Origin of the sequence: Dickeya parazeae Ech586 (assembly GCF_000025065.1) — a bacterium.
Lineage (GTDB): Bacteria > Pseudomonadota > Gammaproteobacteria > Enterobacterales > Enterobacteriaceae > Dickeya > Dickeya zeae.
In genome coordinates this window covers 3,560,939-3,583,282 of sequence record NC_013592.1, presented here as the reverse complement: position 1 = coordinate 3,583,282, position 22,344 = coordinate 3,560,939, and the positions used below count along the sequence as shown (strand labels likewise).

At 55.8% G+C, this 22,344-nt stretch carries 21 protein-coding genes; 8 read left to right on the top strand and 13 right to left on the bottom strand.

The window, feature by feature from the left end; genetic code table 11:
- Positions 1-59: 59 nt before the first annotated feature.
- Positions 60-590: a hypoxanthine phosphoribosyltransferase gene (gene hpt / locus DD586_RS15590; protein WP_071818949.1), complete on the top strand. Its 531-nt coding sequence runs from the start codon at positions 60-62 to the stop codon at positions 588-590.
- Positions 591-633: 43 nt separating this feature from the next.
- Here the strand turns inward: hpt and can are convergent, their stop codons facing one another.
- Complete coding sequence (can, locus tag DD586_RS15585) at positions 634-1,275, bottom strand: carbonate dehydratase (RefSeq protein WP_012885789.1); 642 nt, start codon at positions 1,273-1,275, stop codon at positions 634-636.
- Between the two features lie 127 nt (positions 1,276-1,402).
- On the opposite strand from can, the gene DD586_RS15580 reads away from it, so the two are divergent.
- Together DD586_RS15580 and DD586_RS15575 are read left to right on the top strand one after the other, a co-directional pair.
- A complete protein-coding gene (locus tag DD586_RS15580) occupies positions 1,403-2,326 on the top strand; it encodes an ABC transporter ATP-binding protein (RefSeq protein WP_012885788.1) in 924 nt (307 codons plus the stop codon).
- Positions 2,323-3,093 (top strand): ABC transporter permease, encoded by a 771-nt coding sequence (locus DD586_RS15575; RefSeq protein ID WP_012885787.1) that lies wholly within the window; start codon positions 2,323-2,325, stop codon positions 3,091-3,093. The genes DD586_RS15580 and DD586_RS15575 overlap by 4 nt, the downstream gene beginning before the upstream one ends.
- 72 nt (positions 3,094-3,165) lie before the next feature.
- Here the strand turns inward: DD586_RS15575 and panD are convergent, their stop codons facing one another.
- The 9 genes from panD to thpR all read right to left on the bottom strand — a co-directional run bounded on the left by panD (position 3,166) and on the right by thpR (position 10,268).
- Entirely contained in the window at positions 3,166-3,546 is a 381-nt protein-coding gene (panD, locus tag DD586_RS15570; protein ID WP_012768777.1) for an aspartate 1-decarboxylase, read from the bottom strand.
- A 25-nt stretch (positions 3,547-3,571) separates the two neighbouring features.
- Positions 3,572-4,426 carry a pantoate--beta-alanine ligase gene (panC, locus tag DD586_RS15565; RefSeq protein ID WP_012885786.1) on the bottom strand — a complete coding sequence of 285 codons (855 nt, stop codon included), beginning with the start codon at positions 4,424-4,426 and terminating at the stop codon, positions 3,572-3,574.
- Positions 4,427-4,441: 15 nt separating this feature from the next.
- Entirely contained in the window at positions 4,442-5,236 is a 795-nt protein-coding gene (gene panB, locus DD586_RS15560) for a 3-methyl-2-oxobutanoate hydroxymethyltransferase (protein WP_012885785.1), read from the bottom strand.
- Positions 5,237-5,422: 186 nt separating this feature from the next.
- Positions 5,423-5,911: a 2-amino-4-hydroxy-6-hydroxymethyldihydropteridine diphosphokinase gene (folK, locus tag DD586_RS15555; RefSeq protein ID WP_012885784.1), complete on the bottom strand. Its 489-nt coding sequence runs from the start codon at positions 5,909-5,911 to the stop codon at positions 5,423-5,425.
- Entirely contained in the window at positions 5,908-7,311 is a 1,404-nt protein-coding gene (gene pcnB, locus DD586_RS15550) for a polynucleotide adenylyltransferase PcnB (RefSeq protein ID WP_012885783.1), read from the bottom strand. The genes folK and pcnB overlap by 4 nt, the downstream gene beginning before the upstream one ends.
- 68 nt (positions 7,312-7,379) lie before the next feature.
- Complete coding sequence (gluQRS, locus tag DD586_RS15545) at positions 7,380-8,288, bottom strand: tRNA glutamyl-Q(34) synthetase GluQRS (protein WP_012885782.1); 909 nt, start codon at positions 8,286-8,288, stop codon at positions 7,380-7,382.
- 92 nt (positions 8,289-8,380) lie between these two features.
- Positions 8,381-8,836, bottom strand: a complete 456-nt coding sequence (dksA, locus tag DD586_RS15540) for an RNA polymerase-binding protein DksA (protein ID WP_012768782.1) — start codon at positions 8,834-8,836, stop codon at positions 8,381-8,383.
- 168 nt (positions 8,837-9,004) lie between these two features.
- Entirely contained in the window at positions 9,005-9,724 is a 720-nt protein-coding gene (gene sfsA, locus DD586_RS15535) for a DNA/RNA nuclease SfsA (RefSeq protein WP_012885781.1), read from the bottom strand.
- Positions 9,725-9,734: 10 nt separating this feature from the next.
- Positions 9,735-10,268, bottom strand: a complete 534-nt coding sequence (gene thpR, locus DD586_RS15530) for an RNA 2',3'-cyclic phosphodiesterase (RefSeq protein ID WP_012885780.1) — start codon at positions 10,266-10,268, stop codon at positions 9,735-9,737.
- A gap of 204 nt (positions 10,269-10,472) precedes the next feature.
- Here thpR and hrpB point away from each other — a divergent pair, with 204 nt between their 5' ends.
- Entirely contained in the window at positions 10,473-12,962 is a 2,490-nt protein-coding gene (hrpB, locus tag DD586_RS15525) for an ATP-dependent helicase HrpB (protein ID WP_404830631.1), read from the top strand.
- 102 nt (positions 12,963-13,064) lie between these two features.
- On the top strand, positions 13,065-15,608 hold the full coding sequence (gene mrcB, locus DD586_RS15520; protein WP_012885778.1) for a bifunctional glycosyl transferase/transpeptidase: 2,544 nt from the start codon (positions 13,065-13,067) through the stop codon (positions 15,606-15,608).
- Between the two features lie 65 nt (positions 15,609-15,673).
- On the opposite strand, the gene hemL is transcribed toward mrcB, so the two are convergent.
- Complete coding sequence (gene hemL / locus DD586_RS15515) at positions 15,674-16,954, bottom strand: glutamate-1-semialdehyde 2,1-aminomutase (protein WP_012885777.1); 1,281 nt, start codon at positions 16,952-16,954, stop codon at positions 15,674-15,676.
- Positions 16,955-17,131: 177 nt separating this feature from the next.
- Here hemL and clcA point away from each other — a divergent pair, with 177 nt between their 5' ends.
- Both clcA and erpA read left to right on the top strand, forming a co-directional pair.
- Complete coding sequence (gene clcA / locus DD586_RS15510; protein WP_012885776.1) at positions 17,132-18,529, top strand: H(+)/Cl(-) exchange transporter ClcA; 1,398 nt, start codon at positions 17,132-17,134, stop codon at positions 18,527-18,529.
- Between the two features lie 79 nt (positions 18,530-18,608).
- Positions 18,609-18,953 carry an iron-sulfur cluster insertion protein ErpA gene (erpA, locus tag DD586_RS15505; protein ID WP_012885775.1) on the top strand — a complete coding sequence of 115 codons (345 nt, stop codon included), beginning with the start codon at positions 18,609-18,611 and terminating at the stop codon, positions 18,951-18,953.
- An 85-nt stretch (positions 18,954-19,038) separates the two neighbouring features.
- Here the strand turns inward: erpA and btuF are convergent, their stop codons facing one another.
- Together btuF and mtnN are read right to left on the bottom strand one after the other, a co-directional pair.
- A complete protein-coding gene (gene btuF, locus DD586_RS15500; protein WP_456072982.1) occupies positions 19,039-19,851 on the bottom strand; it encodes a vitamin B12 ABC transporter substrate-binding protein BtuF in 813 nt (270 codons plus the stop codon).
- An 89-nt stretch (positions 19,852-19,940) separates the two neighbouring features.
- Positions 19,941-20,642, bottom strand: coding sequence for a 5'-methylthioadenosine/S-adenosylhomocysteine nucleosidase (gene mtnN, locus DD586_RS15495; RefSeq protein ID WP_012885773.1), 702 nt, complete (start codon positions 20,640-20,642; stop codon positions 19,941-19,943).
- A 182-nt stretch (positions 20,643-20,824) separates the two neighbouring features.
- On the opposite strand from mtnN, the gene dgt reads away from it, so the two are divergent.
- Entirely contained in the window at positions 20,825-22,342 is a 1,518-nt protein-coding gene (dgt, locus tag DD586_RS15490) for a dGTPase (RefSeq protein ID WP_012885772.1), read from the top strand.
- The last annotated feature ends 2 nt before the right edge of the window (positions 22,343-22,344 follow it).

The window sequence follows — 22,344 nt, the reverse complement described above, 5'->3', positions numbered from 1 at the left end:
CTGGAGTATGGCCACAGTGGCCGATACTGGATATCTTTTTTGGGTGAGTAGTCAGTATGATGAAACATACGGTGGAAGTCATGATCTCCGAGCTTGAGGTCAAGGCGCGGGTGGCTGAGCTCGGACGCCAGATTAGCGAACATTACCGTGATAGCACCAGTGACATGGTGTTGGTGGGGTTACTGCGTGGATCCTTTGTGTTTATGGCCGACCTGTGCCGCGCCATCGACCATTCTCACGAAGTGGATTTCATGACCGCATCCAGTTATGGCAGTGGCATGAGCTCGAGCCGCGATGTGAAAATCCTCAAAGATCTGGATGAGGACATCCGTGGTAAAGATGTGCTGATTGTCGAAGACATCATTGATTCGGGTAATACGCTCAGTAAAGTGCGGGAAATTTTGCAGCTACGCGCCCCAAAATCGCTGGCGATCTGCACGTTGCTGGATAAGCCGTCGCGTCGCGAAGTCCCGGTACCGGTAGAGTGGGTTGGTTTTTCCATTCCGGACGAGTTTGTGGTGGGATACGGTATTGATTATGCGCAGCACTACCGTCATCTGCCGTTTATCGGTAAGGTGATTCCACAGTAAAGCGTGAAATCGCGCCCATACCGCATGGGCGCGATACGAATGATTACAGCAGCGACGAGACCGCCCGACGATAACGTTGTTCCAGCGTCTCGCGGCTGGTGGCGGTGACTTCCAGGTCGCGTAAACGTCCATCCTGAATCCCGTAAACCCAGCCGTGAATTGTCACTTTCTGACCGCGTTTCCAGGCCGACTGCATGATGGTCGAGTGACCCAAGTTGTACACTTGTTCTACTACATTGATTTCACAGAGTTTGTCAAATCGCTGTTCCGGTGGCAATTCTCCCAGTAATGAGCTGTGCTTATACCACAGGTCTCGAACGTGGAGCAGCCAGTTGTTGATCAACCCGAGTTCCGGGTTTTCAACCGCGGCCTGTACACCACCGCAACCATAGTGACCACAAATAATGATGTGTTCCACTTCCAGAACCTCAACCGCGTACTGAACGACGGACAGACAGTTAAGGTCGGTATGGATAACCAGGTTGGCCACGTTACGGTGCACAAACAGTTCACCCGGTTCCAGACTGGTCAGGCTTTCTGCAGGAACCCGGCTGTCTGAACAGCCGATCCACAGAAAACGGGGACGTTGAGATAGTGCCAACCGCTCAAAATAATCGGGGTCTTCTTTCACGATCGTTTCAGACCATTGCTGGTTATTGGCGATAAGCGTTTCTATTGTTTTCATGAAAGTAAATGACCTGTAACGACAAAAGGGCGGTGCAAGGTAATATAGAGCAATCATAGGGGTTTTGAAATCGAAAACTGGGTCCGACCAGGGCCCGCTTAACTGATAAGAAGGCATGCTTTCAGCTATGACATATGCACTTGAATTGTCGAATGTGACTAAGACATACCCTGGCGGCGTTCAGGCGCTGCGAGGTATTGATCTGCGTGTGGAAGCCGGGGATTTCTACGCCTTGCTGGGCCCGAATGGTGCAGGCAAGTCCACGACTATTGGCATCATTAGCTCTCTGGTCAATAAAACGGGCGGCAGGGTGCAGGTATTCGGCCACGATCTGGACCGGAATGTCGTGAATGCCAAACGGCAATTGGGATTGGTACCGCAGGAGTTCAACTTCAATCCGTTTGAGACCGTGATGCAAATCGTGGTTAATCAGGCCGGTTATTACGGCGTACCGCGGCATGAAGCGGTGCAACGCGCGGAGAAGTACCTCAATCAGCTTGATTTATGGGGTAAGCGTAACGAACGGGCACGTATGCTGTCTGGCGGCATGAAGCGTCGCCTGATGATCGCCCGGGCGTTGATGCATGAGCCCAAACTGCTGATTCTGGATGAACCGACCGCCGGGGTGGACATTGAATTACGCCGCTCAATGTGGGGATTTCTTAAAGAACTCAACGGGCAGGGGACGACGATTATCCTGACCACCCATTATCTGGAAGAGGCGGAAATGTTGTGCCGCAATATCGGCATCATCCAGTCTGGGCTATTGGTGGAAAACACCTCGATGAAGGCGTTGCTGGCCAAGCTGCAATCAGAAACCTTCATTTTCGATTTGGCGGCGAAAAGTGCATTGCCACGACTGGAGGGGTATCAACACCGTCTGGTGGACACCTCGACGCTGGAGGTGGATGTCAGAAGAGAGCAAGGGTTGAACGGCATTTTCAGCCAGCTTAGCGCTCAGGGGGTTCAGGTCCTTAGCATGCGTAACAAAGCCAATCGCCTGGAAGAACTGTTTGTCGCTCTGCTCAATAACAACGGAGATAAAGCATGATGGGGTTATATTGGGTGGCGTTGCAGAGTATCTGGACCAAAGAGGTCAACCGCTTCGCGAGGATCTGGATCCAGACGCTGGTGCCGCCGGTGATCACCATGTCATTGTATTTTATTATATTCGGTAATCTGATCGGTAACCGCATCGGCGAAATGAACGGTTTTAGCTATATGCAGTTCATCGTGCCGGGGTTGATCATGATGTCGGTGATTACCAATGCGTATGCGAATGTCGCTTCGTCATTTTTCAGCGCCAAATTCCAGCGCAATATCGAAGAGCTGCTGGTCGCGCCGGTACCGACGCATATTATTATCGCCGGTTATGTGGGGGGCGGTATGGCGCGCGGTATCTGCGTCGGCGTGCTGGTGACGGCGGTATCGCTATTCTTTGTGCCGTTACAGGTTCATGCCTGGTGGATGGTGGTGGTGACCTTGCTGCTGACCGCGATGTTATTTTCGCTGGCGGGGTTGATCAACGCCGTGTTTGCCAAAACGTTTGACGACATCAGCCTGATCCCTACCTTCGTGCTGACACCGCTTACCTATCTGGGGGGGGTGTTCTATTCGTTGTCATTGCTGTCGCCATTCTGGCAGGCGGTGTCCAAACTAAATCCGATCGTATACATGATAAGCGGCTTTCGCTTTGGGTTCCTGGGTATTCATGACGTGCCGTTGCCGCTGACGTTGGCAGTACTGCTGGCCTTCATCGTGGTGTTTTATGGCGTGAGCTGGTGGCTGATTGAGCGTGGGCGCGGGCTGCGCAGTTAAGACACGTTTCTGTTGGTCAAGGTGAAGCGAGGCGGTGTTGCTGCCTCGCTTTTTTTATCCGCGTTGATCCGCTCAGGCAATCTGTACGGGAATGGCTTTAGCCGTTCGCTGCAGTTCGTTATTATCGCCAAAATAGGCGACTTTAGGATGATGGGTGCGAGCCTGTTCATCCGGCATCTGCACATAGGAGCAGATAATCAGTTTATCGCCGACACAGGCGCAGCGTGCCGCCGCCCCATTGACGGAAATGATGCGGGAGCCGCGTTCTGCGGCAATCGCGTAGGTGGAAAAGCGGTGGCCGTTATCCACGTTGTAAATGTCGATCGCTTCGTATTCAAGAATACCGGCGGCATCCATAAAATCCTGATCGATGGCGCAGGACCCTTCATAATGTAAATCTGCCTGGGTTACTTTTACCCGGTGCAGCTTACCTTGCAGCATGGTTCGAATCATCGGTCTGTCACTCTGGTTGGAAAAATCAGGTGGTCAAATCCACCTGTTGGTTATCAATCAGGCGCGCCTTACCCAGCCAGGCAGCCATCAGCACCACGGCAGAAGTACTGTCGATGGTGAGCGGTTGCAGCGTTACTGCGTCGCGGATAAAGAGTTCGTCCGGCGTGAATCCGGCGTCTCGCAGCGCTTCTGATGCTCTGGCGAGCATATCATCAATTTGTCGGTCGCCATTGGATAATTGCGCCGTCACCTCGTTCATGATGCGATAGAGTTGCGGTGCTTGCTGGCGCTCTTCGGCAGTCAGGTAACCATTGCGTGAACTGAGCGCCAGGCCGTCTTTCGCCCGCACGATGGGGACGCCGACGATACTGATATCGTAATCCATATCAGCCACCATCTGACGAATCAGAGCCAGTTGCTGGTAGTCTTTTTCGCCAAAGCAGGCCACATCCGGCTGCACCAGATTAAACAGTTTGCTGACAACCGTGGCGACGCCACGAAAATGACCGGGGCGACTCGCACCTTCGAGCATCTGGGACAGCCCCGGTACTTCGACAAACGTCTGTTGCTGCAAACCGTTAGGGTAGAGGGTATCGGGTGCTGGTGAAAACACCAGGTCAACCCCACGACGAGTCAGTTTTTCGCAGTCTTCCTGCAGTGTTCGTGGGTAGCGAGCCAGGTCATCAGCCCGGTCGAACTGCAATGGGTTAACAAAAATGCTGACCACGACGATATCCGCCCGTGCGCGGGCCTCATCCACTAGCGTCAGGTGGCCGTCATGCAGGTTACCCATCGTCGGCACCAGCGCGATGCGTTTCCCATCCTGACGCCAGCGGCGGAGTTCACGGCGCAGCAGCACCGGCGTTTCAATAATCAACACACGCTTACTCCTGTGTTAAATAAAACTGTATTTCTCATCAGGAAAGGTTCCCTGTTCGACTTCCTGCGCGTACAGACGAATAGCCGCACGGATATCCGTCGCTTCCGCCATAAAGTTACGGGCGAATTTCGGCGTATGCCCGCCGGTTACGCCAAGCGCGTCGTGCATGACCAGAATCTGGCCATCGGTGACATTGCCTGCACCGATGCCGATAACCGGGATACTCAGCGCCTCGGTGACCCGCTGTGCCAGCGAAACCGGTACACACTCCAGCACCAGCAACTGCGCGCCTGCTTGTTCCAGCGCCAGAGCGTCTTCCAGCAGTTGGCTGGCAGCCGCTTCATCACGGCCCTGGACTTTATAACCGCCAAAGATATTCACTGACTGTGGCGTCAGCCCCAGGTGTCCACACACCGGGACGGCACGTTCAGTCAACATGCGCACGGTAGGTGCCAGCCAACTGCCACCTTCGATTTTGACCATATTGGCACCGGCACGCATCAGTTCTGCGGCGTGCTGGCAGGCTTGCTCTGGGGTAGCGGCACCCATAAAGGGCAGGTCGGATAGCAGCAGACAGTGTGGTGCACCGCGTCGGACGCAACGGGTGTGGTACACCATGTCATCAAGGGTAACGGGCAGGGTGGAGTCGTGACCCTGTACGGTCATACCGAGAGAATCTCCCACCAGCATCACGCGGATCCCCTGTTCATAAAACAGGTGGGCAAAGCTGGCGTCGTAAGCCGTCAGGGTGGCGAACTTTTTCTGTTCCTGTTTCCACTGGCGCAGGTGGGAAATCGTTGTCGCTTTCATGGCAACCTTCCTGAGTCAACTCAATGGCAATTCAAGGGGAAGTCATTCTAATGGAAGGCAGGCATCAGGAACAGCAGTCTGTTTCTATTTGTAAAACAGACGATTGACATCAAGCCCGAGCTGGATGCGCATCATGATCCACTGTGGTGAGGGGCGCAAGAGGGGGGGAGGGTGAAACAGTGCGTGTTAGTGTTCGTCCCACAGGCTTAAGCCGTTACGGGGGACGTGTTGCAAACGGGTTGCCAGGGCTTCGCCGTCGGGAAACACCAGTTCCGGCGCCAGTTCTGCCAGCGGGTAGAGCATGAATTCGCGATTTTTCATGTCATAGTGCGGTACGGTAAGCCGCTCGGTATGCAGCGTCAGGTTGCCAAACAACAGGATATCCAGGTCGAGGGTGCGCGGGCCCCAGCGATTTTCTTTGCGCACCCGACCTTGCTCCAGCTCAATGCGCTGGGTGTTATCCAACAGCGCTTCTGGCGATAATTCGGTCTGTAATTCGGCGACGGCGTTGAGGTAGTCGGGCTGATCCTGCGGGCCGAGCGGGCGGCTGCGATAAAATGACGAGCAACGCACCAGTCGGGTTTGCGTTATGGCGTCCAGCGCGCGCAGCGCCGCGTGTACCTGCTGCAATGGTTCGGACAGGTTGCTTCCCAACGCCAGATAAACGCAGGTCATCGGTTATTATCCCGGTGAATTGGACGTTTACGCGGACGACGAGAACGGCGATGCGGTGTCGGGCCGTCATCAAGTGTATTGAGCATCACTTGCTGGCGCGGCGGTGCCGCTACCTGAAACTCGCCCCACCACTGTGCCAGACGCTGTAATTCCTGATGGTTTTCAATTTCCGCACGCAAACACAGCAAGTCATACGCTGCCCGGAATTTCGGATGCTCCATCAGTTTAAACGCACGTTTGCCCTGACGGCGCGACAGGCGCAATTGCAATTGCCAGATATCGCGGACAAGCGAAGTAATCCGTTTAGGAATAGCCAGTGAGCGACACTGTTCGTCGAGAACGTCGTTCATGGCTAGCGCAAAGGCTTCGAAGTAAGCGAGCCCGCTTTCCTGCGTCAGTTTCTGTGCATGCTCCACCAGCGGATACCACAACATGGCGGAGAACAGAAATGCCGGGTTAACCCGCATATCGTTCTGGATGCGCTGATCGGTATTCTTCAAGACCTGCACGATCATCCGTTCCATTGTGCTTTCACCATTCGCGGTAAAATAACGGCTGATGAGCGGGAACAGGGGCTGGAACAACTGGTATTCGCACAGTAACTGGTAGGTGGGGTAACCGTGACCCGCCTGCAATAGCTTCAGTGATTCTTCAAATAACCGCGCTGGTGGGATGTCGTGCAGCAACGAGGCCAGACGAGGAATCGGCTCGGCGGTTTCAGCGCTGATGCGCATACCGAGTTTGGCGGCAAAGCGTACCGCACGGAGCATACGCACCGGGTCTTCACGGTAGCGGGTTTCCGGGTCGCCAATCAGGCGAATCAGCCCCTGACGCAGATCGTTCAGGCCGTTGGTGTAATCCCGCACGGTGAAGTCAGCAATGCTGTAATAGAGGCTGTTGATGGTGAAGTCGCGCCGTTGGGCGTCTTCTTCAATGGTGCCGAAAATGTTGTCACGCAGCAGCATACCGTTATGGCCTTGCTGGGCGGCATTCTTGGTTTCCTGCTCCTGATGCTGCTCATGGTGACCGCGGAATGTGGCGACTTCAATCACCTCCGGGCCAAACATCACATGCGCCAGACGAAAGCGTCGGCCCACCAATCGGCAATTACGGAACAATTTGCGAACCTGCTCCGGGGTGGCGTTGGTGGTAATATCGAAGTCTTTGGGCTTTTTGCCCAACAGCAGGTCGCGGACACCGCCGCCTACCAGATAAGCCTCATAGCCCGCTTTGCTCAGGCGATACAGTACTTTCAGCGCATTCTCACTAATGTCACTGCGTGAAATGGCATGCTGGTCGCGAGGAATGACGGTCATTGTCTGTGGTGGGTTGTCCACACTGACGGGCTCATTCTCACGATTCAGTACCTTGCGGCAAAAATTAGCTACCCGGGTAAAGATAATACACCTCGATAATCATTGAAAATTTAGCGGTACAACAAAAAATAGCGGCTAATCATAGCTCACCCTCAGCCCTTTGAGAATGCTGATGTTATTTCCGGCGATATTAGAGCGGCTTCGACAGGGACCACCGCCAGTGACCAATGCGCGATAGCCCAGGCGAGCAAGGCGTCCCTTTCAAGATCACGCCAGTGCGTCGGCAAAGGCTGGTGCAAAAAAGCCAGAGCCTGTACCAGTACCGCCCGAGGGTCGCCATCAGGTAACGCCGGTGCGTGATTCTGCTTGGAGAGCTTATTACCGTCGGTATTAAGCGCTAGCGGCAGATGCACATAGTCTGGTGCCGGATAATCCAACTGTTGGTACAACGATAGCTGCCGCACCGTCGGTTCAATCAAGTCTGCGCCACGTACGATTTCAGTAACCCCCTGATCATGGTCATCCACCACCACCGCCAGATTATAAGCAAACAAGCCATCACGACGATGGATGATAAAATCTTCTTTCGCCAGCATCGGGTCGGCATCAATCCGTCCACGCAGGCGATCGTGAAAGTGCAGGACGGGGTGTGTCTGGCGAAGACGTAATGCGGCGTTATCCGGCGCTAATCCACGATTGCGGCAGTGACCATCGTAGTAGCCGCCGTTTTGCTGGATACGCTGTCGGGTGCAGGTACAGTAATAGCATTTCCCCTGACGCTGCAATTCAGCCAGCACTGCCCGATAACGCTCATGGCGTTGAGACTGATACACCACTTCGCCGTCCCACAGCAGACCATACTGTTCCAGTTGACGCAGAATACGGGACGCGGCACCGGGTACTTCGCGCGGTGGGTCGATATCTTCGATACGCACCAGCCAGCGTCCCTGGCAGGCGCGAGCTTGCAGGTAACTGCCCAATGCGGCTATCAGGGAACCAAAATGGAGATCGCCAGAGGGTGAGGGCGCAAAGCGTCCGACATAAGGGAGAGATTCAGACATACGGCGATATCGTGCCGGTCAGGATGAAGGGTGACGGGCCATAATCAGTAAAGATCCGGCGGTAGGGCGGTAGGCTTTCCCGCCGGACGATATCATCCAGCCATCTGCTTTTCGCGGATTTCGGCCAGTGTTTTGCAGTCAATACACAGATCAGCGGTGGGACGCGCTTCCAGACGACGGATGCCGATTTCCACGCCGCAGGACTCACAATAGCCAAAGTCCTCGTCTTCGATTTTCTGCAGTGTTTTGGCAATCTTCTTGATCAGCTTACGTTCGCGATCACGGTTGCGCAGCTCAAGGCTGAATTCTTCTTCCTGAGCGGCACGGTCTACCGGGTCTGGAAAGTTAGCTGCTTCATCCTGCATGTGCGATACGGTTCTATCGACTTCATCCCTGAGTTGATTGCGCCATGCTTCAAGAATACGCCTGAAGTGAGCCAGCTGAGCGTCGTTCATGTATTCTTCGCCCGGCTTCTCCTGGTACGGCTCCACTCCGGCAATTGCGAGAATGCTCAGAGAGGATGTCTTACGGTTTTGCCCTTCTTGCATGTTGCTTCTCCTACATAACACGACACGCAGTATCGATCCCCCGGGGGGGAAAAACAGGCCGCTATAAATAACAGATGGAGGTGTGGTTGGCAATGATTCCCGACACTGGCCTGACAAAGTGTGAGGAACGACATAATCCCATCAGATAATACATAACGCGTGGCAGAATTAGCTCGCTGACGTCACGTTATTGAACGGCAACAGCCCTGTTAGCGTCATGCCATCCGGGCTGATATGGGTACCGTAACACAGAATTTCAACCCCCTGCTGCTGTGAGAGTTGTAATAATTCGGCGTAATGTCGGTCAATGTGTTGCGCCGCTGAAACCTGGCCGATGCCAGAGTGCAGTACGGCGAAACACAATACGGCGCGACAACCCTGTGATGCCATCTGTTGCAGTTCCCGCAAATGCTTCTGTCCCCTGAGGGTCACCGCATCGGGAAAGTAACCACATCCATGTTGCAATAATGTGACTGATTTGACTTCAATATAGCAGTCAGCGCGTTCTTCTGCCTGCAATAACAGATCTATCCTGCTGTTTTCTGAACCATAGCGCACTTCGGTACGGATAGTGGTGTAACCTGCTAAATCCGGAAGTTTGTCGGCTTGCAGCGCTTCAAGCACCAGTTGATTGGCACGTAAGGTGTTAACACCAATCCAGTGCCCTTGCGCGGTTTGCGTCAGCTCCCAGGTATGAGGATACTTGCGTTTAGGGTTGTCGGATGTGGAATACCAGATAGTATCGCCAGGCGTGCCACAGCCTGTCATCGCCCCGGTATTGGGGCAATGTAACGTCAGGGTGGTACCGTCGGGGGTGACCATATCAGCCAGAAATCGCTTGTAGCGTTTAAGTAGCGTGGCCGGGCGCAGCGGTGGGGAAAATTGCATGAATAGTCTCTCAGGCTGTCAGCAACGGCCAGTGGGCAAGCGGGCGATAATGAGTACGCCCGGCTTCAGTGGATGATTCATAAAGAAAAAATTGCTCGGCATGTACCGTCCAGTTAAATGTGGCGGCGGGAAGCGACAGCGGGCGGGTCGCGCCGCGCAGCAAGGTAATGTGCGGGTGGAACGGTTGCGCTGGCTGGTAGCAGCCATTGCGCGCCGCCTGCGAACGCAGCATATCGGCCAGTTGCAATAAGCCACGTGGTGCCTGGCGGCAGCCCAGCCATACCACGCCGGGGCGTGGCCAGTGTCCCGCATCGTTGATATTCAGGGTGAACGCTGGCTGGCGGATGCGACCTGCCAGTGTCATTAGTGCCTGCATTTTGGCATCACTCACTTCACCGAGAAAGGCCAGCGTCAGGTGCAGATTCGCTGCCGCCACCGGGCGTCCGGCATCGTGAGCAAACTGCGTTGCACGCCAGTGCACGATCTGCTGGCTGACCGCGTCTGGCAGCGAAAGGGCAAAAAACAGGCGGCGGGTTGGCGTCATGGCAATCTCTCTGTTCTGCGGGGTACCGATGCTACAATGCTTGCCGAATAAAGTTAATGCCCGCCGAATAAAGTTAAGGCGGCGCTTTGCCTCTTATCGTCATGCCCCGATGAGCGGCCGGGTGTTCTTTCTCTTTATTCATTGGTGGTGTGTTGAACACCACAGATAACAAATGATGATGATTACGTCAGTGAATGGGACTGAATGGTGACGGAGCGTTATGTGAATCTACCCCCTGTCAGCGCCGTTGTGGATGAGGTCATCCAGGCGTTGCATACCGCACCACAGGTGTTGCTGCATGCGCCGACCGGCGCAGGAAAATCGACCTGGTTACCGTTGCAGTTATTACAGCGGTGCGAGTTTCCCGGCCGCATTATTATGCTCGAACCTCGTCGGCTGGCCGCCAAAAGCGTGGCTTTCCGGCTGGCTGAGTGGCTGGGCGAAACGCCTGGGCAGACTGTCGGTTACCGCATGCGTTCAGAAAGTCGGGTGAGCAGCCAAACCCGGCTGGAAGTGGTGACAGAAGGTATCCTGACCCGAATGCTGCAACAGGATCCGGCGCTGGAGGGTGTTTCGCTGGTCATGTTGGATGAGTTTCATGAGCGCAGTTTGCAGGCGGATATGGCCTTGGCGCTGTTAGTGGATGTCCAGCAAGGGCTGCGTGATGACCTGAAACTGTTGATTATGTCTGCCACGCTCGACAATGCTCGCCTGGCCTCCTTACTACCTCAATCGCTCGGCGTATCGTCGCAAGGACGTTCATGGCCAGTTGAGCGACATTACCAACCGGTCGGCTCGCAGGAGCGGCTGGAAGATGCCACAGCCCGACTCGTTTATCGTTTGTTGCAGGACGAAGCCGGTTCGTTACTGGTATTTTTGCCGGGTGTGGCGGAAATCAAGCGGGTGCAGACACTGCTGGAAAACGCGCTATCGACCGGCGTGGCTTTTAATCAGATAGCTTTTAATCAGGTAGATGTGTGTCCATTGTATGGCGCGCTGACGCTGGCGGAACAACAAAAGGCGATTCTTCCGGCTGCCGTTGGGCGGCGCAAAGTGGTGCTGTCGACCAATATTGCCGAAACCAGTCTCACCATTGAGGGGATTCGGGTGGTGGTGGACTGCGGGCTGGAGCGAGTGGCATTGTTTGATGTTAAAACCGGCCTGACCCGGCTGACGACGCAGCGTATCAGCCAGGCATCCATGGTACAGCGGGCCGGGCGTGCCGGACGACTGGAGCCGGGCGTGTGCTGGCATCTGTTCACCCGCGAGCAGGCCGAACGTGCCGCGGCGCAAAGTGAGCCGGAAATCCTGCACAGCGACCTGTCCGGTTTGTGGCTGGATCTGCTGCAATGGGGCTGTCATGAGGTTGCTCAGCTCAACTGGCTGGATAGCCCGCCTCAACCGGCGTTGCTGGCGGCGGAGCGTTTACTACTGCAATTGGGTGTGTGCGATACGCAACAGCGTCTGACGGTTGATGGGCGTAAGATGGCCGCGTTGGGCTGCGATCCACGACTGGCGGCGATGCTGCATGCCGCCGGGCAGGATGACGATGCGCTGGCGACGGCGGCATTGCTGGCGGCGATTATCGAAGAACCACCACGCGCAGGCTCCCTGAATTTATTCGATGCCCTGCATCGCCCAGCCAACCACTGGCAACGTCGGGCGCAACAACTGGCGCGCCGTGTGGGCAAGGCGTCAGGTAAGGTGAATGAAGGGCTGGCGGCATGGCTACTCTCGATAGGGTTTGCGGATCGTCTCGCCCGACGACGTGGTCAGGAGGGACGTTATCAACTGGCGAACGGTACCGGTGCCAGTTTGCCGGTGGATGAGGCGCTGGCGGCGTCAGAATGGCTGCTGGCTCCGGTACTGATGCAAAGCCCGAACAGCGCGGATGCGCGTGTGTTACTGGCGTTGCCGGTGGATATCGACACGTTAGTACGGCAGCGGCCGGAACTGGTGGCTGAACAGAATCTGATGCACTGGGACGAAGAAAAAGGTACCCTGCGCGCCAGTCTGCGAACGCATATTGGCAGCCTGACGTTATCCTCCCGTCCGTTGGCAAAACCCTCGGACGAGGCGTTGCAGCAGGCGATGCTGAACTGGCTGCGCGAACAAGGGTTGTCGGTGTTGAACTGGGATGAACCGGCACAACAGTTGCGCCAGCGTCTGCTGTGCGCCCGCCAGTGGTTGCCAGAGGTGGCATGGCCTGCGGTGGATGATGCCGCTTTGCTGGCGTCGCTGGAACAGTGGTTGTTGCCGTCGTTGAGCGGTGTGCGGGATCGCCGTACGCTCAATCAGGTCAACCTGAGTGAAGCACTGTGGCGGCTGCTTGACTGGCCGCAACGTCAGCGGCTGGAGAGTGCGTTGCCCAGTCACTATACCGCGCCTGGCGGCAGCCGTTTACCGATCCGCTATGAGGCGGATCAAGCTCCGGTGCTGGCGGTTCGGTTGCAGGAAATGTTTGGTGAACAGGCCAGCCCGTTACTGGCAGAGGGGAGAGTCGCGCTGGTGCTCGAATTGCTTTCTCCGGCGATGCGGCCCTTGCAGATAACCCGTGATTTAGCGGCGTTTTGGAATGGGGCTTATCGCGAGGTGCAAAAAGAAATGAAAGGGCGCTACCCCAAACATGTCTGGCCGGATGATCCGGCGAATACGGCGCCAACGCGGCGTACCAGAAAATACCAGAACACCTAATTTCAGATGTTTCCCCCTTCCTTGTGCAGCGTGGGAGACACAGAGTAGACGGCCATGGTGAGTAATCCTGAGCCGTCAGTAACTGATGGAGATGTCACTGTAATGTCTCGGGATGACCGCGAACCTATCGGGCGCAAACGTAGTGCGTCACGACACACTCCCCCTCGCAGGCAAGCGACGCGCCGTCGCAGGGATGATGATTACGACGACGATTATGAAGACGAGTACGAAGACGACTATGACGAGGATGACGAGGAAGAGGTCATGAGCAAGCGGCCCCGTAAAAAGCGCCGCTGGTTGGGCTGGCTTATCCGGCTGTTCCTGATTTTCGTGGTGGTGATGTCGATTTACGGCGTGTACCTCGACGGAGAAATCCGCAGTCGTATCGACGGTAAGGTATGGCAACTGCCAGCGGCGGTGTATGGCCGCATGGTCAGCCTTGAGCCCGGCATGCCTTACAACAAGAAAGATATGATAGCGCTGCTGGAAGGCATGCAATACCGTGAAGTGAGCCGGATTACCCGTCCGGGTGAGTTTACGGTGCAGTCCAACAGCATTGAAATTCTGCGCCGCCCGTTCGACTTCCCAGACGGTAAAGAAGGCCAGATCCACGCCAAAATGATCTTCAGCAGCGATCGGCTGTCGCAGATCCAAAACATGGACAATCAGCGTAATTTCGGTTTCTTCCGGCTCGATCCGAAGCTGATTACCATGCTGCAATCGCCAAACGGCGAGCAGCGGCTGTTTGTTCAGCGTTCCGGCTTCCCCGACCTATTGGTGCAAACGCTGATCGCCACCGAAGACCGCCATTTCTACGAGCATGACGGTATCAGCTTCTACTCCATCGGCCGTGCGTTGATAGCCAACCTGACGGCGGGCCGGGCAGTGCAGGGCGGCAGTACGTTGACCCAGCAGCTGGTGAAAAACCTGTTTCTGACCAACGAGCGCTCGTTGTGGCGTAAAGCCAACGAAGCCTACATGGCGTTGATCATGGACTACCGCTACAGCAAGGATCGCATTCTGGAGTTGTATCTGAACGAGGTGTACCTCGGTCAGAGCGGTAACGATCAAATCCGTGGTTTCCCACTGGCTAGCCTTTACTATTTTGGGCGTCCGGTAGACGAGCTGAGTCTCGATCAGCAGGCGATGCTGGTGGGTATGGTAAAAGGGGCGTCGCTGTACAACCCGTGGCGTAACCCACAGGTCACGCTGGAGCGCCGTAATCTGGTGCTGAAGCTGTTGCAAAACCAGCAGGTTATCGACGAAGACCTGTATAACATGCTGAGTGCGCGTCCGTTAGGGGTGCAGCCGAAAGGCGGTGTGATAAGCCCACAACCGGCATTTATGCAGATGGTGCGCCAGGAATTGCAGCAGCGGCTGGGTGACAAAGCTAACGATCTGTCCGGCGTGAAAATCTTCACCACACTGGATCCGGTGTCGCAGGATGCGGCGGAAAAAGCGGTGGAAGACGGCATCCCTGCACTGCGCGCCGCGCGTGGTGTTAAGGACCTGGAATCGGCGATGGTGATTGTCGATCGCTTCAGCGGCGAGGTCCGGGCGATGGTGGGCGGTTCCGATGCGCAGTTTGCCGGTTTTAACCGTGCCATGCAGGCGCGTCGTTCGGTTGGTTCACTGGCGAAGCCACCGACGTATCTGACCGCGCTCAGTATGCCGGATCGTTACCGTCTGAATACCATCCTGCCGGATGAACCGATTTCGCTTAAACAGCCGAACGGCACAGTTTGGGAGCCGAAAAACTACGATCGTGAATTCCGTGGCCGGGTGATGTTGGTGGATGCGCTAGCGAATTCACTCAACGTGCCAACGGTTAATCTGGGGATGGCTGTTGGACTGGACCAGATCAGCGATACGTTGCAGAAGCTGGGGATCCCGCAGAACCAGATTCAGCCAGTACCGGCGATGCTGCTGGGTGCGATCAGCCTGACACCGATGGAAGTCGCGCAGGAGTACCAGACTATCGCCAGCGGTGGCAGCCGCGCGCCGCTTTCGGCGCTGCGCTCGGTGATTGCTGAAGACGGTAAGGTGCTGTATCAGAGCTTCCCGCAGGCTGAACGGGTAGTGCCGTCACAGGCCGCCTACCTGACCTTATATGGCATGCAACAAGTGGTGGAGCGCGGGACTTCGCGTTCGCTGATGGTGAAATTCGGCAATTACCATCTGGCGGGGAAAACCGGTACCACGAACGACTTGCGTGATAGTTGGTTTGCGGGCGTCGATGGCAGAGAAGTGGTGATCACCTGGGTCGGGCGTGATAACAACGGCCCGGCGAAACTCACCGGGGCTAACGGTGCGTTGACCATCTATCGTCGCTATCTGGAAAATCAGACGCCGCTACCGTTGATGTTGACGCCGCCGGACGGCATTACCACCATGACGGTGGATAGCAGCGGCAACTTTATCTGTAATGGTAGCGCAGGCCGGGCATTGCCGGTGTGGACTGATAATCCGCAGGCGCTGTGTCAGGCCAGCCAGCAGCAGGTGGTACAGTCGCCAGCTGCGTCGTCGGGCAGTCAGAGTCAGCCGCAGCCAAGTCAGCCGGGTCAGCCAAATCAACCAAACCAACCAAACCAGCAACAAGATGGTGGCAGCGTTCCTGATTGGATCAAACAGATGTTCGGGCAGTAACGACCCGCAGCAGATAAGTTGATAATACGCCCGGCTTGCCGGGCGTATTTTTTTCTGGTGTTTGCTTATAGGGCGGCAAAACAGCGACGAGCGGCCGCTATCGTGTGTTCGATATCCTCTGGGCTGTGTGCCAGCGACATAAAGCCAGCTTCGAACGCGGACGGTGCCAGATAGACGCCCTCATCCAGCATCAGGTGGAAGAAGCGTTTGAATCGTTCCACATCACACTTCAGCGCATCCTGATAGCAGGTCACCTGTGGGGCATCGGTAAAGAAGATACCAAACATGGCACCGACATGGTTTACCACCAGTGGGATGTGTTGTGCTTTCGCGGCTGCCAGCAAACCTTCCGTCAGTTGTGTTGTCCGCTCGGTCAGTGTCTGGTGCACGCCGGGTTTAGCCACTTCGCTCAGGCAGGCGAAACCAGCCGCCATCGCGATCGGGTTGCCGGACAGGGTACCTGCCTGATAAACCGGGCCGGTCGGTGCCAGCGCTTCCATGACATCACGACGTCCGCCGAACGCGCCCACCGGCATCCCGCCGCCGATAATTTTGCCAAGGCAGGTCAGGTCAGGGCGTACGCCGTAATGCGCTTGTGCACCGCCCAGTGCTACGCGAAAACCAGTCATCACCTCGTCGATAATCAGCAGCGCGCCGAATTCGTCACACAGTGCTCTCAGCCCCGGCAGGAAGGCTGGCAGTGGTGGAATGCAGTTCATGTTGCCTGCTACTGGCTCGACGATAATGGCGGCGATATCCTGCAGATACTGTTCAAATGCCGCGCGCACCGAGTCCAGATCGTTGTAGGTGCAGGTCAGGGTGTGGCGGGCAAAATCAGCCGGTACACCGGGAGAGTTGGGTTGCCCCAGCGTCAGCGCACCGGAACCCGCCTTCACCAGCAGGCAGTCGGCATGGCCGTGATAGCAGCCTTCAAATTTGATGATTTTGTCACGGCCAGTGAAACCACGCGCCAGACGGATAGCACTCATGGTCGCTTCGGTGCCGGAGTTCACCATGCGTACCATTTCCATGCTCGGTACCAGCGAGGTCACCCGTTGCGCCATTTTCACTTCCATTTCGGTCGGCGCGCCAAAGCTCAGGCCGCGCTCAGCGGCTTCAATCACCGCCTGACGAATGGCTGGATGGTTGTGGCCCAGAATCATCGGCCCCCAGGATCCCACATAGTCGATATAGGATTTGCCATCCGCGTCGTAGAGTCTTGAGCCTTCCGCCCGTTCAATGAACAAGGGAACGCCTCCAACGCCGTTAAAGGCGCGCACCGGCGAGTTAACCCCACCGGGAATCAGTTGACGGGCGGCGGCGTACAGACTTTCAGATTTATTCATTGCGGCTTCCTGATTGGATTTGCATAGCGAGTGACGCCCATTCTAATCGTCTGTTTCGCGTTGTGAAATCGCCGGACACACTTTAGCGTTCCGCCATCTGTATTCCTGCTGGGCAAGTGCGTCGTTACATGACTAGAATGAGGCTCTTGTCCGCTATGTTAACGTTGATTTGCTGTCATGCTTTCTTCCTTTTCTTTGCCTGCGGCGGTACGTCGCGCTGCTATCAGACAACTTGTTCGCCGTGATAAAACCCCTGTCTACATCTTAGTGATGGCCGCGTTGACCGGCACGCTGGTTGGGTTGGTCGGGGTGGGGTTCAATCAGGCGGTCAATGCCGTGCAGCACTGGCGGTTGTCCTCGCTGTCGTCTTTGTCTGGCAGTGCCTGGGTGTGGCCGTTGAGTATCCTGATATCCGCTCTGCTGGCGGCGGCGGGTTACGGGCTGGTGCGGCGTTTTGCGCCGGAAGCCGGTGGCTCCGGTATCCCTGAAATCGAGGGGGCGTTAGAAGATTTGCGCCCGGTACGCTGGTGGCGGGTGCTGCCAGTGAAGTTCGTCGGTGGGATTGGATCGCTGGGAGCCGGTATGGTGCTGGGGCGTGAAGGGCCGACGGTACAACTGGGCGGAAACATTGGCGGTATGGTGGCGGCGTTGCTCCCGGCGCGTAAAGGGGATGTGCGGCATTCACTACTGGCGACCGGCGCGGCCGCTGGTTTGTCCGCCGCGTTCAATGCGCCACTGGCTGGGATCTTGTTCATTATTGAAGAGATGCGCCCGCAGTTTCGCTACAACCTGATTTCCATCAAAGCGGTATTTATCGGCGTGATTATGTCCAGCATCGTCTATCGGTTGCTGGAAGGCGATCACGCGGTGATCAATGTGGGCCAACTGCCGTCCGCACCCGTGGGAACACTGGGGTTATATCTGCTGCTTGGCATTCTGTTTGGTGCTGTCGGGGTGATATTCAATGCGTTGGTGCTGGGGGCGCAGGCGCGTTTTTTACGCTTTCACGGCCATTCGCTGCCACGATTTTTGCTCACCGGGCTGGTGGCGGGGGGAATATCCGGGTTGTTGACGCTGGCATTCAGCGATGCGACGGGCGGCGGTTTTACGCTGATCCCGGTTGCGGCGGCGGAGCACTATGGGGTAGGGATGCTGCTGGTGATTTTTCTGGCTCGGGTAGGGATGACCTTGCTCTGCTTTAGTTCCGGCGCGCCGGGGGGGATTTTTGCTCCCATGCTGTCGCTAGGTACGTTGCTGGGTGCCGCGTTTGGTATGGTATGCGCACATATTTTCCCCGACTGGGGGCTTGGGGCCGGAACCTTTGCCGTCGCGGGGATGGGGGCGTTGTTCGCGTCATCGGTTCGCGCGCCGCTGACCGGTATCGTGCTGGTTCTGGAGATGACGGACAACTATCAGCTGATTTTGCCGATGATCATTACGTGCCTTGGCGCGACGTTGGTGGCACAGTTTCTTGGCGGCAAGCCGCTTTACTCGAGTATTCTGGCCCGCACACTGGAGCGTCAGGCGCAGCAAGAAGCACTAACGGCCGAAACTGGCGCTGGTATCAAATCTTGAACGTTGTCGGGTGCTGTTGGATAATAAAACGATAATGAGGGCTGTTGAATTCCGCCCGGTATTGATTGGGAGTAAAAAAATGAGCGATGATGTAGCACTGCCCCTGCAGTTTACCGATGCGGCAGCTAATAAGGTGAAACTCCTGATTGCCGATGAAGAGAATCCGGAACTGAAACTTCGGGTTTACATCACTGGCGGCGGCTGCAGTGGCTTCCAGTATGGTTTCACCTTCGATGATAAGGTTAACGACGGTGATATGACCATTGAGAAACAAGGGGTCTCCCTGGTGGTCGACCCGATGAGTCTGCAATACCTGATCGGCGGCTCGGTGGATTACACCGAAGGGCTGGAAGGTTCGCGTTTTGTGGTAACGAACCCGAACGCCAAAACCACCTGTGGATGTGGTTCCTCTTTCAGTATCTGACAATAGCTCGTCTATAAGAAAAACCCGTGGCCTGACTGGCACACGGGTTTTTTTATGTCGGTACTCCAGCGGGTGTGGATGACAGTCAACCTTGTCGGGCAGCGAATTGCTGGCACAGCTGTTCTGCTGCCAACATTAGCCGTGGGCCTGTGCGGCTAAACCAGTCTTCGTTGACCGCAATGACGTCAGGGTTCAGCTGCGGTTGCCAGAAGGCTTTGACCTGCGCCACCGCAGCGGGTTGGCCGCTGATGACGACGACCTGAGGCTGCCGCCGAATCACCTGTTCGCGGCTGACCTGCGGCCAGGGCACCGGGCTGTCGGCAAATATATTGCTGCCACCGCACAGGCTGATTACCTGGCTTTGCAACGTTGCCTGCGATGACGTAAACAGCGGTTGACTGCCAAACTGCAAAAACACCCGTACCGGCGCACGGTGGTTATACTGCCGCGCCAGCGACTGTTGTTGCTGACGAAACCGCTGCGCGGCTTCATGCGCTTGTTCCGGATGCGGGCTGTACTGCGCCAGCATGTCTAACTGGCGTGGAATGTCATCGAGTGTGGCGGGGTCAAGGTACAGAATGTGGATACCGAATGATGCCAGTTGCTCTAGTGGGCGCTGGGCATTGCCTTCTCGCCATGCCAGAACCAAATCCGGCTTTAATGCCAGAATCCGCTCCAGATTGATGCCTTGCCAGTTGGCGACCTGTTCGATGTGTTCAGCCTCTGGCGGATAATTGGACCAGGCGCTGACGCCGACTAACCGTTCGCCAAGCCCGGCGGCAAACGCCATTTCGGTAGCATGCGGTGCCAGACTGACAACACGCTGTGCTACCGGCTCAGCCCGACAGGGTAACAACCATAACAGGGCGAACGGCCACAGGATGTGAAAATACCGTATGCGAGAATACCGTATGAGAGAATAAAAGGATGTCACGGCGCGGGTCTCGAAGATAAACGAACCGGGGCGGGTGGCCCCGGAGGCAGCAATTAATGGCTTTGCGCCAGTGCCTGTAGCATGGTTTCTACCATTTTGGTTGACTGCTGAGCGGCGGTAACCAGGAACTCGTCGAAACTGAGGTGTGATTCCTGATCGGCAACATCGGAAATGGCACGTACCACAACAAAAGGTACACCAAACTGGTGGCAAACGTGGCCGATGGCCGTGGCTTCCATTTCTACCGCGATGGCCTGTGGGAACGTGTGACGGATACGTTCCAGCGGCGCTTTACCGTTGATAAAGGCATCACCGCTGACGACCAGCCCGCGTACGGCATTTAGCTGTAACTGACTGATGGCGCTTTGCGCCAGCGTGATCAGCTTTTCATCGGCGACAAACGCAGCCGGGCAACCCGCCATCTGGCCGGGTTCGTAGCCGAACGCGGTGACATCTGCGTCGTGATAGCGCACTTCGTCGGAGACCACGATATCCCCCACCTTGAGTGATGACGCCAGGCCACCGGCGGAACCGGTATTAATCACCACATCCGGCTGGCAGTGTTCCAGCAGCAGCGTGGTTCCCAGCGCGGCGGATACTTTACCGATACCGGATTTCAGCAAGGCCACCTCCACGCCGTGCAACTGGCCGCTGTAAATTTCACAGCCCGCACGCTGGAAGGTCTGGCGGTTTTGGATCAGCTCTCTTAACAGGGTTACTTCTTGTTCCATCGCGCCGATAATGCCAACTTTCATAGGGTTCCCCACCAATTTGTCACAAGTCACAAAAGTTTAGTCTATCACGGCTTGAGGCGGGCAGCGATTGTACACCTGCCCGAGGACGTGCTATCACTGAGGTGATACCCGTGCCAACGCACGCCAGTGATACTCTGCGTGTTTGCAGGCCCCTCTGATCAGGGCATTACATGGAGAACAGTATGTCTGCTATCGATTTCTCAACCAAACTCAGTTTCCAGCGGCGCTTTGGCAGGAAAAGAGACAAAAAGGATGAATATGCCATTGTGCAGGAGTTTGAGAGCGATCGCGGGCGGATCATTAACTCTGCGGCTATTCGTCGATTACAGCAAAAAACGCAGGTCTTTCCGCTGGAGCGTAATGCCGCGGTGCGTTCCCGGCTGACACATTCCATGGAGGTGCAGCAGGTCGGGCGTTATATCGCCAAAGAGATTTTCCGCCAGTTGCGTAAAAGCGGGCAACTGGATGTGCTAGGGCTGGAGCCACTGGAAACGCCGTTCGAGAGCCTGGTGGAAATGGCGTGTCTGATGCATGACATCGGCAATCCACCGTTTGGACATTTCGGCGAGGCGGCGATCAATAACTGGTTCAGGCAACGGCTATCACCGGGAGAAAAACCGCGAGGTTCACAGCCAGATCCCTGTCTGGTGCCTTGTCTGAAATTCGATGAGCAAGATAGTGCAGAACTGAACGCACTGCGTGACCGTATCCGCCATGATCTCAGTAACTTTGAAGGCAATGCCCAGGCGATCCGGCTGGTGCACTCACTGCTGAAGCTCAATCTGACCTATGCCCAGATCGGCTGTATTTTGAAGTACACCAAACCGGCCTACCGGGCGCAGCCAACGCCTTCGCAATACAGTTATCTGACGAAAAAGGTCGGGTTTTACCTGTCGGAAGAGGCGTTCGTGCAGCAGTTACGCAGTGAACTGAATATGGCGGAGTTTCACCGTCACCCGCTGACCTACATCATGGAGGCGGCGGATGATATTTCTTACTGCATCGCCGATCTGGAAGATGCGGTAGAAAAGAAAATCATCACCTATCAGCAGCTTTATCACCGTCTGAAAGAGGCCTGGGGAGAACGGGCGGAAAAAGACGTCTTTAGCCGTACTGTCGATTTAGCCTATGAAGAGCGGCAACACTTGCCGGGGCGTAGCGAAAGTGACCAATTTTTCATGAAGTTGCGGGTCAACACCGTGAATACGATGGTACGTTATGCTACGTGGCGTTTTATCGATAATCTGCCCGCGATTTATGAGGGCAGTTTCAACCATTCGTTGCTGGAAGAAGAGAAGGACGACTACGGGCGATTATTAAAGATCTTTAAAGATGTCGCCAGAAAGTTCGTCTTTAATCATCATGAGGTCGAGCAACTTGAACTACAGGGCGATCGTATCATCAGCGGCTTGCTGGAGATTTATAGTCCACTGCTGAACATGCCGTATCGCGATTTTTGCCAGTTAGTCGCGGACGATACTCACAAGCGTTATCCCATCGAAACCCGGTTATACCACAAGCTCTCCAGCAAGCATTGTCATGCCTACCGTGAGGCGACGCGACCTCTGGCGGCATTATCCGATAAAGAGCAAGAGGTGTGGGAGTATTACTACCGTGCCCGGCTGATTCTCGATTACATCAGCGGGATGACCGATTTGTACGCTTACGATGAATATCGTCGCTTGATGGCGGTGGATTGACG